The organism is uncultured Pelagimonas sp., assembly GCF_947498515.1.
Classification (GTDB): domain Bacteria; phylum Pseudomonadota; class Alphaproteobacteria; order Rhodobacterales; family Rhodobacteraceae; genus Pelagimonas.
Genome location: NZ_CANMKO010000002.1, coordinates 295,810 through 310,257 on the forward strand (window position 1 = coordinate 295,810; position 14,448 = coordinate 310,257).

Genomic DNA, 14,448 nt, shown 5'->3' on the forward strand with positions numbered 1-14,448 from the left:
TCTTCGTTCCAAAAACATCCCGGGGAGTCTCGAGCTTGCCTCGAGACGGGGCAGCGCCCCGCCTCTCCCCCGATGCTTTACGCGCTATGGCGATGAACAAAGCTCAACAGCTGCACCGTTGATCCATCTTTGTCCTCAACCGGCGCGTCACCAGTAACCAAAGGCCCCAAAGCCGTGGCCAGCTCTTTGCCAAGCTCGACACCCCATTGGTCATAAGAGTTGATGCCCAAGATCACCCCTTCGACAAACACCCGGTGTTCGTATAGCGCTATGATTTTGCCCAAAGTTTCCGGGTCCAGCTTTTCGTAAATCAAAGTGGTCGACGGGCGGTTGCCGGGGAACACGCGGTGGCGCGCTTGGCGCTCAAGCTCATCCCCTTCAAATTTATCCGCGACTTTGGCACGGGCGTCTTCCAAGGACCGGCCGCGCATCAAAGCTTCGGATTGGGCCAAACAATTGGCAACCAACAGTTGATGATGATGTTTTAGATCATCCTCATGCCCTTCGGCAGCCACCAAAAACTCGCAGGGCACAACAGCCGTCCCTTGGTGGATCAACTGATAAAACGCGTGTTGTCCATTGGTGCCGGGTTCCCCCCACACAACGGGCCCGGATTGCACCGGCAAGTCCGTGCCATCCATGGCGACGCCTTTGCCGTTGCTCTCCATTTCCAACTGTTGGAGATAGGCTGGAAGACGCATCAAACGGTTGTCATAGGGAAGGACGGCGCGACTGGCATAGCCCATGCCTTGATTGTGCCAAATCCCGACCAAAGCCAACAAAACCGGCAGGTTTTCGGACAGATTGGCCTGTTGGAAATGTCGATCCATGGCCTGACCACCGCGCAAAAACGCCCGGAACGCATCCCCGCCGATGGCAATCATCAGCGACAGGCCAATCGGCCCCCACATCGAGTAGCGACCGCCAACCCAATCCTCAAACCCAAACACCCGTTCCGCCGGAATGCCAAAGGCCCCGGCCGCCGGAACATTGGTGCTAAGCGCCACAAAGCGCCCGTCGGACGACACACCTTTGTCGGCAAGCCACGCCTTGGCAGTGCGTGCGTTTGTCATGGTCTCGATGGTGGTAAAGGTCTTGGACGCAACGATAAACAGCGTCGTTTCCGGGTCACACCTACGCAACGTATCGGCGATATCCGCCCCATCAACGTTGGAAACAAAATGACAACGCGGGCCATCGTGATATGGAGCCAGCGCCAGCACCCCCATCACCGGCCCAAGGTCGGAGCCGCCAATACCGATATTGACAACATCGGTGATCTCGCCTTTGCGAATGTCTTCCGCCAAGATCTCCATCCGGTCCAAGGTTGCCAAAACCTCGGGCATCACATCCGCCCCGTCCACCGAAACGGCACCACCATCAAGGTTACGCAACGCAGTGTGCAACACGGCCCGGCCTTCGGTTTCGTTGATCTTTTCGCCTGCAAACATCGCGTCGCGACGGGTTTCCACCTCTGACGCTTTGGCCAAGGCGATCAGCGTCTCCATCACCTCGCCATCGATCTGGGTTTTGGAGAAATCGAACAACATGCCCAAGGCCGTGGCGCTAAAGTTTGCCGCACGGCTTTGGTCTTGGAACAGGTCTTCGATACGCCGGTCTGCAACGCGTCCGGCGTGGTTCTTCAAATCAATCCACATTCGCTTACTCCGCCCAATGAACCTTGGCACCGTTTAGAACGGCGTTAATCGGGGCCTCAAAAATTGATTTGCCCCTCGCATTCTCAAGAGCGGCACGTTTGGCCACCCCAAAGATCAACACATGTTTGCGCAGCGCGCCATCAAGAACCCGCGCCGACAATGTGATGCGGGGTTCGGGCGCACCGGGGGCACGCATCGGCACAAGAATTGGCGAGCCAGGAAGCAGCGCCTCTTCGAGTCGGTCCGCTTCTGGAAACAGCGACGCGGTATGCATGTCTTCACCCATGCCCAACAAAACCACCGCCAAGGGCAGCTCGGGCGCGATGATGCTTTCGAGTTCGGGAAGCACCTCTTCGGGGGTCGGTTTGGGGGCATACATCGGTAGAAGCCGGGCTTTTTCAGCACGGTTCACCAACAAACGTTGCCGCAAAAGCCGGGTATTGGACCGTTCGTGATCTTCGGGGACCCAACGCTCGTCACTTAGCAAAACGTCGACGCGGCTCCAATCAAGGTCCGATCCGCACAGGTCGTCAAAAACCGGCCCAGGTGATGTTCCCCCCGGCACGGCCATTGCGACGCGATCTTCGTGATGCAGCGCTTCTTCCAAATCGTCAGACAGCTGGTTGGCCAAATCAATAGCCAGCATATCGCGATCTGGGTATTCGATGAATTCGTAGCTCACGCTTTGATCTCCCGCCACTTGCGCCCGTCTCCCGCGGGTTCCCCCGCGTGCGGCAACATATTCTTCCTAGCAAAACGCAAAATGCCCTGCATCACGCTTTGATCTCCCGCCACTTGCGCCCGTCACGATGCATCAGCATCAGCGCATCTTCCGGCCCCGAGGACCCGGCATCATAGGGTTTAGGCACTTCGCCGCGACGGTTCCAGCCTTCAATGATCGGATCGGTCCAAGCCCAAGCCGCCTCGACCTCATCGCCGCGCATAAACAGGGTTTGGTTGCCACGGATCACATCCATGATCAGGCGCTCATAGGCGTCTGGCACGTCTTCCGCGTCATCGCCCAAGGCTTCTGCGAAACTCATATCCAACGGCACATCCAAAAGCCGCATCCCACCGGGTCCCGGCTCTTTGATGGTTACGTCTAGGGTCATGCCTTCATCCGGTTGTAGGCGAATGGCCAAGACATTGCTATGACGCCCGGCCTCTTCGCCAAAAATCGAATGCGGCGCGTCTTTGAACACCACAGCGATCTCAGACCCACGACCGCGCAGCTTTTTACCGGTACGCAGATAAAATGGCGTGCCCGCCCATCGCCAGTTGGAGATATGGCATTTCAGCGCCACAAAGCTTTCGGTTTTGGAGCGGGGATCGCCGACATGGGCACGATAGCCCGGCTGATGTTCATCCGCCGAATACTGTCCGCGGGCAATGTGGTGATAGTCAACCGGGTCTAGCGCACGGATAACTTTGAGCTTTTCGTCACGCACCGAATCCGGTTCAAACCGGGCGGGTGGTTCCATTGCGATCAGGCACAACAGCTGCATCAGGTGGTTTTGCACCATGTCCCGCATCGCGCCAGATTTGTCATAGTAGCCACCACGACCGCCCACATCGACGGTTTCGGCCACGGTGATTTGAATATGATCGACGTATTGCGCATTCCAGAGCGGCTCAAACAACATATTGCCAAAGCGCACCGCCATCAGGTTCTGCACCGTTTCTTTACCAAGATAATGGTCGATCCGGTAAATTTGATGCTCGTCAAAATGCTGAGCCAGCGTTTTGTTCAACGCCCGCGCGGTTTCCAGATCGTGACCAAAGGGTTTTTCGACCACAACCCGGCTGTCATCATCCGCAAGGCCAAATCCACGCAACCGTTCGGCCAAGGCACCAAACAAGCTAGGCCCAACCGAAAAATAGAATGCCTTGGTGACGCCATCGCGCAACCGCTCCTTGAGCTCAAGCCAACCATCGTCGCCCATCGCGTCGACGCGCACATAGAAGATTCGGTCTAAGAATTTCTCAAGCGTACCATCCTCGCAATGGCGCCCTCCGCCAAATTCGCGGATCGCATCGCCGACGATTTGACGAAATCCATCGTCGCCATCGTCCGAGCGCGCAGCCCCAATAATCTGGGCGTCTTCGGGGATTTGGCCGGAACAATACCGCCGAAACAGCCCCGGAAGGATCTTTCGACGAGCCAGATCGCCGGTGCCTCCAAATATGACAAGGTCAAAATTCTCGACCGGAATGACGCGTGATACCATGGCTTGGCCTCTCTTTGGGTCGTTAGCGCTAACGGGTTCATTCACCGGGGCGTTTAACTGATCTTTTCACCGGAGTCTAACATCCAATTGATCCATCACAATGGCGTCAGTGAAATCTTCATGCTCTGGTCACATCTTGGCAGAGGCCATAAGTGTGTTTCAAACCGCGCATAGGACGACCATGAAAGACAATGTTGACGCCAAACTGGGCAAATTCGAACACCCCGGCATCACTGCCAAGGGGGACAAGCGCGCACGTGTTGCCCTAAGTGATCCTCAGACGCTTTGGTTCAATACGGGAACGTTGTGCAACATCACCTGTGCAAATTGCTACATCGAAAGCTCACCGGAAAACGATCGGCTGGTTTACATCACCGCCGATGAGGTGACCAACTACTTGGATCAATTGGACGAGCGTAAATGGCAAGTGCGCGAAATCGCCTTTACCGGTGGTGAGCCCTTTATGAATCCGCAGATGATCGACATGGCGCGCGTGTCTTTGGAACGCGGGTATGAGGTGCTGATCCTCACCAATGCGATGCTGCCGATGATGCGGCGGCGCGTCAAAGACGGGCTAGAGGCATTGAATGCTGACTTCCCCGGCAAATTGACCCTGCGTATTTCGGTTGATCACCACAGCGCCGAATTTCATGACGAAGAACGCGGCAAAGGCACCTTTGAGAAAACCTTGACGGGGATGCGTTGGCTTCGCGATGCCGGCATCCCAATGGCCGTTGCTGGGCGGACCATGTGGAACGAAAGCGACGTAGATTCGCGCTCCGGGTATGCCGCCCTATTTGCCCAAGAAGGGTTTGACATTGATGCCATGAATCCGGGCACGACTGTGTTGTTCCCCGAGATGGATGAAACCGTGGATGTGCCCGAAATCACGACGGAGTGTTGGGGAATACTGAACAAATCCCCCGACAGCGTCATGTGTGCGTCTTCGCGCATGGTGGTCAAACGCAAAGGGGCTCAAAAGCCAACGGTATTGGCCTGTACATTGTTGCCCTATGATCCGCAGTTTGAAATGGGACACACATTGAAAGACGCGGAAAGCGCCGTGCCCTTGAACCATCCACATTGTGCCAAGTTCTGTGTGCTGGGTGGGGCCAGCTGTTCAGCCTAGGCTAAGCGCTGGTCTAGACCCAAAGCATCCAGAAGATCAGCCAACCGATCGCTGCCAAAAACGGAACAAACCAGATCCTGTTCAAATAGCTTGTTGGTTTGAAGCAATAGCTGCAAGTACCAGCGCCAAACCGATTTCTATGATTGCAGCTTTTACACGTAATAAGTCTTGTTTTCATAGGCTCAGATTATACAAAAAAATCTGTGAGAAAAGCTCCTAAAACCAAGCGGTATAAGGGAAATTTCGCCTTCACCTCCCCTTTTTAGCGTCCCCGTTAGGCTTGTTGCACGGGCAAGTTGTAGAATCACATCCGTCTTTATTTCCAAGGTCGGCCCCCATGCGCTTGATCCTGTTCCCTTCGCATGTCACCACTTGCGCACACCTAAAGGAGATGCCGAATGGCCGCGACGACAGCGAAGAACATCATCATTGATACGGACCCCGGACAGGATGATGCCGTCGCCATTCTTCTGGCTCTGGGATCTCCCCAAGAGTTATCGATCTTGGGCATCACAACAGTGGCCGGGAATGTCCCGCTTGAGCTTACAACGCGCAATGCCCGCATGGTTTGCGAACTGGCCGGGCGGCCCGATGTCGCGATCTACGCGGGCTGTGATCGCCCCTTGGCTCATACTTTGGTGACGGCCGAACATGTGCACGGCAAGACAGGCCTCGATGGCCCCACTCTGCCCGAGCCAACCATGCCGGTTCAGGACAAACACGCCGTTGACTTCATCATTGAGACGCTGCGTGCGGAACCCGCCGGAACTGTCACGCTTTGCCCGCTTGGCCCTTTGACCAATATCGCCACGGCGCTACAACGCGCCCCAGATATTGCGGATAGGATTGAAGAAATCGTATTGATGGGTGGGGCCTATTTCGAGGTCGGCAACATCACCCCCGCAGCTGAATTTAACATCTATGTTGATCCCGAAGCCGCCGAGATCGTGTTTAAATGCGGTGCACCCATCACGGTGATGCCGTTGGATGTGACGCACAAAGCCCTTGTGACCAAACCGCGCAATGATGCCTTCCGCGCCCTTGATACCCCCGTCGGGATCGCAACGGCGCAGATGACCGATTTCTTTGAGCGGTTTGACAAGGAAAAATACGGCTCGGCCGGGGCTCCGTTGCATGACCCTTGCGTCACGGCCTACCTGATCAATCCCGACCTATTTTCGGGCCGTCATATCAATGTCGAGATCGAAACCCAGTCAAAATTGACCCGCGGCATGACAGTTGCCGATTGGTGGAACGTTACGGACCGCGCGCCCAATGCCACGTTTATGGGCGATGTCGATTCTGACGGTTTCTTTGCGCTGATCACCGAAAGGTTGGCCCGCCTATGAAATCTCTTCAGCTTGCAACAGAAGACGATGCGCCCAAGCTTTTGCCATTGATTGCCGCCTTTCATACGGAAATGGGGTTTGAAACCAACCAAGAACAGCAAACCGCCGCGGTTGCCCCTTTGTTATCAGGCTCGCCTCACGGCGCGATCTGGATGATTGGCCCCCGCAAAGCCCCGGTAGGCTATATCGCCATCACCTTTGGCTGGTCGCTGGAATTTGGCGGTATGGATGCCTTTGTCGATGAACTGTACATCCGCCCAGCTGTGCGCAAACGCGGCATGGGTAGCGAGGCGCTAAGTGGTCTCGCCAAGGCATTGGGAGACGGTGGCGTGCGGGCATTGCATTTAGAAGTTGACCGCGACGACGAAAACACACAGCGGTTTTACACCCGCGCCCGTTTTGCCAGACGCGACAAATATGTGTTGATGAGCAAAGAGCTTTGATTGGTCTTTCTGGTGGTTGGCCCCTGACAAAGGCACATCCCTGCCCTATCTATTGGCCATGACCACACCCATGACCTTGCACATCCCTTTTGACAATTCCTATGCGCGGCTGCCGGACCCGTTCCACAGCCATCAGCCACCTACCCCGGTTCAAGCGCCAAGTCTGATTGCCTTCAATCACGACTTAGCGGCGGAATTGGGGATCACGGGCACCGATGATCCCCAACTGGCATCCTACTTTGCTGGGAATATGCTTCCCCAAGGGGCCGAGCCGATTGCCCAGCTTTATGCAGGGCACCAGTTCGGACAATACAATCCGCAGCTTGGCGATGGGCGCGCAATCTTGTTGGGCGAAGTTGTCAATCCAAACGGCCTGCGCCGCGACATTCAACTCAAAGGGTCGGGCCAAACCCCCTATAGCCGCCGTGGTGACGGGCGCGCTTGGCTTGGTCCAGTTTTGCGCGAATATGTGGTATCTGAAGCTATGCATGCGCTTGGCGTGCCCACGACACGTGCGCTTGCCGCAACGCGCACCGGGCAGGACGTCATTCGTGACCGCCCGCTTCCCGGAGCCGTGCTAACCCGCGTCGCCCAAAGCCATATCCGCGTCGGCACCTTTCAGGTGTTCGCCGCCCGTGGCGAGACGGACGCGCTCAAAACCCTATTTGAATACACCGTCGATCGTCATTACCCACAGGCCCAAGACCCCAGTGACCTCTTGCAAATGGTCATGGATCGACAGGCCGCTTTGATCCCTCATTGGATGTCTTTTGGTTTTATCCATGGGGTGATGAACACCGACAATTGCACCCTGTCTGGTGAAACCATCGACTATGGTCCTTGCGCCTTTCTTGATGGGTTTGACGCGCATGGGGTATTTTCCTCGATCGATCGACGCGGGCGCTATGCCTATAGCGCGCAAGCCGATATTATCGCGTGGAACATGGCGCAACTGGCAACGTCTATTATTCCGCTTATGCCTGACCAAGACAGGGCAGTTGATCAGTTCACCAAGCAAATCAATGCGATGCCCGAGTTGATCCGGGCCAATTGGCTCTCCCGATTTGCTGCAAAGATCGGCATTGCCTCCCCTGCTCCCGACGACGAAACACTGATTACCGACCTGTTGATCTTGATGCACAAAGATCAGGCCGATTTCACCAATACCTTCCGTGCCTTGGTCAATGACACCGGCCGCGACCAATTCGTGGATCGCGCTGCATTCGATAGTTGGCGCGCCCGCTGGCAGTCACGGATCGAGAGGGAAACAGCCCCTGATACGATCATGAAACAAGCCAACCCGGCCTTTATTCCGCGCAATCACCGGATCGAACAAATGATCGACGCGGCCGTGGCCGGCGATGATGATCTGTTCCACCGCTTAAACCGCGTTCTTGCGAATCCGTTTGACGATCAACCGGATGAAAGTGACCTTGCTGCCCCCCCACAGCCGTCCGAGGTGGTCAAAGCAACGTTTTGCGGGACCTAAGTCATATCCGCGCATTGGCGGTTTTTCCCCCTACCCATTTGCGCCCAAGCTGTCACTCTGGTTCCAAATTATAAAACCGAGAGGATTGAACAATGGGTCTTATGGGAACGCTGGCCAAGGTCGCCATCGGATATGCCACCGCGCGCGGAGTGGACAAACTAGCCGGTGGCGGTGGTCTTGGTGGTCTGTTGGGCGGTGGTGCCCAAGTCAAAGGTCAAGAACCTGCCTCTGAAATGCAGGCCCAGATGGGTCAGATGCTTTCGGGTCAAATGCCAGAGGGTGCCGGAAACCCGATGCAGGACATGATGGCCAAATTCCAAGAAGGCGGCCTTGGCGCTATGATGGGCGGCGGCGATGGCAACCCGATGGCCGAGATGATGGAAAAGATGCAAGGCGGCTTTGACATGTCTTCGCTCATGGGTGGCGGCGATGGTGCGCAGGGCGGCTTGTTGTCGGGCCTTGGCGGCGGTGCGGGTCTCGCTGGGATGTTAGCGGCGGCTGGCGCGGCCCAAGGTCAAGGTCTCGGCGGGTTGCTCGACAGTTTCAACACCAAAGACAGCGCCCCACAGGCCGAAGAAGCCGCTGGGTTGATGCTGCGCGCTATGATCCAGGCCGCGAAATGCGACGGTGACATCGATGAGGCCGAAAAAGCCAAGTTGCTGGACACCATCGGTGACGACGCCGACGAAGAAGACATCGCGTTTATTCAAGCGCAATTCACAGCGGCCGTTGATCCCGAAGCGCTGGCCAAGGACACGCCCGAAGCTCAGCGCATGCAAGTTTATTCAGCCTCGCTGATGACAATCCGTGTCGATACCGCCGCCGAGGCGCAGTATCTTGATCGTCTGGCGCGGGCCATGGGGCTTGATGAAGGCTCCGTAAACACGCTGCACATGCAGATGGGCATGCAACCGCTCTACAACTGATCCGGTTATCCACAGCCTGCGTCTTTGGTCTTGGCCTGAGACGCAGGTTTGCCTATCAGGGGCGAAAGTTTCGACAAGCCAGGGCCATTCGCCAATGAGTGACACTATAACAGATCGCTGTGCCGCCAAGGGCCTGCGCATGACCGGCCAACGCCGCACCATTGCCGAAGTGCTTGAAGAGTCCAAGGACCACCCGGATGTCGAAGAGCTATATGCCCGCGCATCGGCCCGCGATTCCGGAATTTCAATCGCCACGGTCTATCGCACGGTAAAATTGTTCGAAGAAGCCGGTATTCTGGAACGTGTCGATTTCGGCGACGGTCGCGCCCGCTATGAAGACGCAGAACGCGAACACCACGATCACCTAATCGATATGAATTCAGGCGAAGTCATCGAATTTGTCGACCCAGAAATCGAAGCCCTTCAGGAAAAGATCGCCCAAAAGCTTGGCTATCAACTCAAAGGCCACAAGCTGGAACTCTACGGTGTTCCGCTTAAAAAGACTTAACCTACAAGCCTTCCTGCACATCTGTTACCTCGCGCTATGTTTGGTATCAGTTGCCCTTTTTCATTGGGGTTGGGCCACCGCAGAACCGCAGCTGCGACGCGAAATCTATCTCTACCCGGTTGCTCTTATGGCCTGGATAAGCTTTCCACTCAGCGTTTTGTCGGCCGCGTTCTACGATCCATTTATAGGCACAGGCCTGACCGAACCATGGGGCTATACTCTCCTGTTTTGGCTTCCGACATGCCTGCTCGGCTACATCCAATGGTTTATTCTGCTCCCCAAGCTTTGGCGCGCCCTGCGCCTCCGAATCTGACCCAAGCCTGTGTTCGGGCCTTTGTTTCGGAGCCACCTCTTGCCTGAGCCCGAAAAGACCTGTCCACGCAACTGAGACAATGAAAATCGCCGTGGCGCCCCTTTAGGGGATACGGCTATTTTCCTTGGCGCAGAGGCGGGGATAGGTCAGGGCGCAATCAGTTAAGCGGTTGAACTGAGACAAAGGCGCTTTGTTTTGGTGAACTGCGCAGCCCCTGCAACACCTCTCCAACAAACCCGCTAAAAATAAATCGTCACCTCTCAACGCGCCCAAAAAGCATGCGGAAGCATCCCTTTTAACACCCTTACCGCGCGCGAAGCATCAGCTATCAATCCAAAGAAATGTTGATCCGCCGGTTCTGTTTGCCCTTGTTCTGTACCTTGGTGATCCGCACAGTTCCGATCTCCCCCGTACGTGCCACATGGGTGCCGCCACAGGGCTGCAGATCGACTTGTTCGGTGCCGGTTCCAATCCGCACAAGTCGAATGCGCCCGGCCCCTCGTGGCGGTTGCACCGACATGGTTTTCACCAGCCCCGGATTGGCGCTCAACTCCTCGTCGGAAATCCAACCTTCGGTGACTTCCAAATCCCGATCAATAAGCTTGTTCAAACTATCTTCTAACACCTGCACGTCTTGGGGCGGTTCGGGCATTTTGAAATCGAGCCGCCCGGTCCCGGCCCCAATCGCGCCACCGGTGACGGGCAAAGGCACAATCACGCTGAGCAAATGCAGCGCCGAATGCACCCGCATATGCTTGTGACGCCGCTCCCAATCCAACACCTGCACCACATGCGCACCCTTGGGTGGCAGGGCCTCGGGTTCAGCCGGGACCAAGACACTCTCACCATTTTCGCCTTTGACAGTGGTCGCAATAGACAAACGCTTGCCGTCCCATTCCAACCACCCGCTATCACCTGGCTGGCCACCACCTGTTGGATAAAACAGCTCAGGCTCGACAAGAATCCCGCCTTCATCCGTGTGCCCAATCACAACACCAGAGACATCCCGCGCATAGGCGTCTTGACGGTAAAGGGGGTCGCTCATGTCTCATCCTCTGGTTTTTGTGGGGTTTCCCCGCGCAAGGCTTCGGGATTGCGTAACCAAATATCGCGCTGTGCAAAGGGAATTTCGATCCCTTCTTCGGTGAAACGTTCAACAATCTGATGGTTGATCTCGGTGCGCACACCCAGACCTTTGTTCACATCCCGCAAAATCACTCGGATTTCGAAATCCATCGAATCCGCGCCAAAGCCACGGAACACCACATATGGGGCCGGATTCATCAAAACCATGTCGTGGTCGCGCGCAATCGTTAGCAAGATCTTTTCAACCCGACGGGTATCGGTGCCATAGGCGACCCCGACCGGCACGATAAGGCGCCCCAAAACATTGCCTCGGGTGTAGTTTGACACTGTCCCCGACACCAAATCGGCGTTGGGAACAATCATGTCGAACCGGTCAAATGTTTCGATCCTGGTGGAACGCACTGAAATATCGCGCACCGTACCGTGTACCCCGTTGACCTCGATCCAATCCCCTTCGGAAATGGGTCGTTCAATCAACAAGATAATCCCAGACACAAAGTTTGACACGATGTTTTGCAGGCCAAAACCAATACCAACCGACAGGGCACCAGCCACAATCGCCAGCGAGGACAGATCAAGCCCGCCAAGCGTAATCGCAATCAAGGCAGAAGCGAAAATACCGATATAACCAATGCCCGAGACAATGGCGTTTTGACCGCCCTGATCGATCTTGGTCCGTGGTAAAACCGAACTGCGCATCGCCCCTTGGATCAAGCGGGTGATCATGTAGCCAATCACAAAGAGAATGATGACGATCATGAAATCGCTGGGTGAAATCCGGGTTTCGCCGATTTGGAACCCTTCTTGGAAACGGGCCCACACTTCGGTGAGATCAGATTTCCGCGCGCCCCAAATCAGCGCCAGAATTGGCAGCGACAATATAAACAATGCGACACCGGCAAGAACCGGAAAAAGCCCTTCAGACTCCTCCTCTTCTTTGCCACCAATCAAAGCCGACAGATCACCAATAAACGATTGTAAAACAAAGGTGATCCCAATCAGCGCCAAGGTCGCAACAGCCGGGTAAACCATCCCGACGCCAACATTGGTGTAGCCGATGGCGGCTAGAACCGGACCAAGTATACCGATGATGAGCGACGCCCGCCCAAGCAACCGCGCCAGACGCAAACGATAGATACCTGAATCCGCGTTGCGCGCCGCCAAAGTGCCGGCAACCGCCGCGTCATTGCGCACACGACCAAGTTTGAACAGGAAATACCCCGTCAAAACAATCAGCGGAAATTCGATAACTGAGAGGGTTTCAGGCGAGTAATTATCGAATTCAGTCAGGGTTTTAACAAACCCCCGCGCCACAAACAAAATGGCCAGCACGTCGGAAATCCACCGCGCACGCTGACGGTCTTCTTGGGCAAGAGGCATGACGGCGATATCGACATCGTCATGAAAGGCTTGGTCAGCCAACCAATGGATGCCCAACATGCCTGCCGCCCAGATCGGTACGTTTTCCCAAAACAGCGTCCAGCGAGGCCCGGCAAATCCGAGTGCCAAAACTGCTTGGGTCAGCAAATAGACACCAAGTACCGGTAAGAGGATTTGGCCCAATGAGACAAAAAAACGAATGACTTTGCGGCTATTGGAACCGCGTTCGGTGAACGAGCGTGACGCACGACGCGCCCAGCCACGCCCACGCAACAACAACATGCCGCCCACAAAGGCCAAGCCCAGTACAAGAGGAAGATTGGCCTGAGCGCGTTTGCGCAGGATCGGCGACGACCATTTGCGTTGTGCTTCTTGAATGGATGCCAAAACAGAGTTGTGCAAATCCGCAATCGCCTGGCCCCAATGGGTTGGGTTTAGGGGCGACGGACCCAGGGTCAAAAAGGCATTGGCCTGCCGGTTGCGGATCGTCCGATCGATTTCGCTGATGATGCCGTTGGAGCGCGTATAGGCCTCTTCGGCCTGTTTGACCGGTGCCAAAAGCCGCGCCAGTTGCTCTTTGAGCTCGGCGCGCCGTTCGCTGATTTCTGGCGCTTCTTCTTCGCCTTCCGCAGGTGGTTCTCCAAGGGAGTCTAGCTGCGACTGCACCGTTTTTATGCGTGTATCATTGCCGCTTTGAGCGCCCAAAAACTGATCGCGCCATTGCGCAACTTGGGCACGGATTTGCTCTAGCCGGTCATCCGTGGACTGATCCGCCTCAAGCGCCGTTTCAGCCTGAGACGCGATCCGTTCCCATGTCGTATAGTCCGGGCCGCTGTCTTGGGCCAAGACTGGGGACAGAAACACAAAAAGGGCAAACAGCCCGGCAATGCAGCCACGCAGCAATCGGGTCATGAATCCTCAAATACACCTGGAATGCTCGCCGGAGCCTTGGTCATCCATGGGGGCGTCGGCAAGCCTTTATCCTTTAAAAATTCGGGGTTGAACAATTTCGACTGATAGCGTGTGCCATAGTCGCACAGCACGGTCACAATGGTATGTCCCGGTCCCATTTCCTTGGCCATGCGAAGCGCACCGGCCACGTTTACGCCAGACGACCCACCCAGGCACAGACCTTCGTTTGCCAAAAGATCAAAGACAACAGGCAGGGATTCCGCATCTGGAATGCGATAGGAAAAGTCCGGCGTAAACCCTTCGAGGTTGGCGGTGACCCGGCCCTGCCCGATGCCTTCGGTGATCGAATTTCCGGGGTTTTCGTCGCCGGTATAAATCTTGAACATGCCCGCGCCTTCGGGATCGGCCAAGGCGATTTTGACGCCTTTGGGTTGCAGCGCTTCGGCCACACCGGCCAGTGTTCCGCCAGATCCTACCGCACAGACAAAGCCATCAACCTTGCCGCCCAGCTGTTCCCAGATTTCGGGACCAGTTGTTTCAACATGGGCCTGTCGATTGGCAGTATTATCAAACTGATTGGCCCAGATCGCGCCATTTGGTTCCGTCTTGGCCAGCTGCTCGGCCAAGCGACCAGAATAGCGGACATAGTTGTTGGGGTTGGCATAGGGTGCGGCGGGCACCTGAACCAACTCAGCACCGGCAAGGCGCAACATGTCTTTCTTTTCCTGACTTTGCGTTTCAGGAATAACAATCACGGTTTTGAACCCCATCGATGCCCCAACAAGCGCCAAACCGATACCGGTATTGCCCGCTGTGCCTTCGACAATGGTTCCGCCCGGTTTCAAAAGGCCTTTTTCAACCGCATCGCGAATGATGTAGAGCGCGGCTCGGTCTTTGACCGATTGACCGGGGTTCATAAACTCGGCCTTGCCCAAGATTTCACATCCCGTCTCTTCGGACGCCTTGTTCAGACGGATAAGAGGGGTGTTTCCGATGGCCTGAGCCAAGTCAGAGGCAATGCGCATTC

Annotated in this window: 12 protein-coding genes; 6 read left to right on the top strand and 6 right to left on the bottom strand. The window is 55.8% G+C overall.

The window, feature by feature from the left end; genetic code table 11:
* Positions 1 to 77 precede the first annotated feature (77 nt).
* From pgi to zwf, 3 genes are all read right to left on the bottom strand, one after another.
* On the bottom strand, positions 78 to 1,658 hold the full coding sequence (gene pgi / locus Q1A43_RS04870) for a glucose-6-phosphate isomerase (protein WP_299933115.1): 1,581 nt from the start codon (positions 1,656 to 1,658) through the stop codon (positions 78 to 80).
* Between the two features lie 4 nt (positions 1,659 to 1,662).
* Positions 1,663 to 2,340, bottom strand: coding sequence for a 6-phosphogluconolactonase (gene pgl, locus Q1A43_RS04875; protein WP_299933117.1), 678 nt, complete (start codon positions 2,338 to 2,340; stop codon positions 1,663 to 1,665).
* 91 nt (positions 2,341 to 2,431) lie between these two features.
* Positions 2,432 to 3,886 carry a glucose-6-phosphate dehydrogenase gene (zwf, locus tag Q1A43_RS04880; protein ID WP_299933118.1) on the bottom strand — a complete coding sequence of 485 codons (1,455 nt, stop codon included), beginning with the start codon at positions 3,884 to 3,886 and terminating at the stop codon, positions 2,432 to 2,434.
* A 181-nt stretch (positions 3,887 to 4,067) separates the two neighbouring features.
* Between zwf and Q1A43_RS04885 the strand changes: the two genes are divergently transcribed.
* From Q1A43_RS04885 to Q1A43_RS04910, 6 genes are all read left to right on the top strand, one after another.
* Complete coding sequence (locus tag Q1A43_RS04885) at positions 4,068 to 5,015, top strand: radical SAM protein (RefSeq protein WP_299933120.1); 948 nt, start codon at positions 4,068 to 4,070, stop codon at positions 5,013 to 5,015.
* Between the two features lie 398 nt (positions 5,016 to 5,413).
* Positions 5,414 to 6,364: a nucleoside hydrolase gene (locus tag Q1A43_RS04890; RefSeq protein WP_299933122.1), complete on the top strand. Its 951-nt coding sequence runs from the start codon at positions 5,414 to 5,416 to the stop codon at positions 6,362 to 6,364.
* A complete protein-coding gene (locus tag Q1A43_RS04895) occupies positions 6,361 to 6,807 on the top strand; it encodes an N-acetyltransferase (protein ID WP_299933124.1) in 447 nt (148 codons plus the stop codon). The genes Q1A43_RS04890 and Q1A43_RS04895 overlap by 4 nt, the downstream gene beginning before the upstream one ends.
* 70 nt (positions 6,808 to 6,877) lie before the next feature.
* A complete protein-coding gene (locus tag Q1A43_RS04900) occupies positions 6,878 to 8,296 on the top strand; it encodes a YdiU family protein (protein ID WP_299933517.1) in 1,419 nt (472 codons plus the stop codon).
* A 92-nt stretch (positions 8,297 to 8,388) separates the two neighbouring features.
* Positions 8,389 to 9,222, top strand: a complete 834-nt coding sequence (locus tag Q1A43_RS04905) for a DUF533 domain-containing protein (protein WP_299933126.1) — start codon at positions 8,389 to 8,391, stop codon at positions 9,220 to 9,222.
* 94 nt (positions 9,223 to 9,316) lie between these two features.
* The gene (locus Q1A43_RS04910; protein ID WP_299924816.1) at positions 9,317 to 9,730 is read left to right on the top strand and encodes a Fur family transcriptional regulator; all 414 of its coding nucleotides are present in this window, start codon (positions 9,317 to 9,319) and stop codon (positions 9,728 to 9,730) included.
* A 641-nt stretch (positions 9,731 to 10,371) separates the two neighbouring features.
* Here the strand turns inward: Q1A43_RS04910 and Q1A43_RS04915 are convergent.
* From Q1A43_RS04915 to Q1A43_RS04925, 3 genes are read right to left on the bottom strand one after another with little or no spacing between them, the layout of a single operon-like run.
* Positions 10,372 to 11,088 (bottom strand): alanyl-tRNA editing protein, encoded by a 717-nt coding sequence (locus Q1A43_RS04915; RefSeq protein WP_299933128.1) that lies wholly within the window; start codon positions 11,086 to 11,088, stop codon positions 10,372 to 10,374.
* Complete coding sequence (locus tag Q1A43_RS04920) at positions 11,085 to 13,421, bottom strand: DUF3772 domain-containing protein (RefSeq protein ID WP_299933130.1); 2,337 nt, start codon at positions 13,419 to 13,421, stop codon at positions 11,085 to 11,087. Before Q1A43_RS04920 ends, Q1A43_RS04915 begins: the two co-directional genes overlap by 4 nt.
* A complete protein-coding gene (locus Q1A43_RS04925) occupies positions 13,418 to 14,446 on the bottom strand; it encodes a cysteine synthase A (RefSeq protein WP_299933132.1) in 1,029 nt (342 codons plus the stop codon). Before Q1A43_RS04925 ends, Q1A43_RS04920 begins: the two co-directional genes overlap by 4 nt.
* Between the last annotated feature and the right edge of the window lie 2 nt (positions 14,447 to 14,448).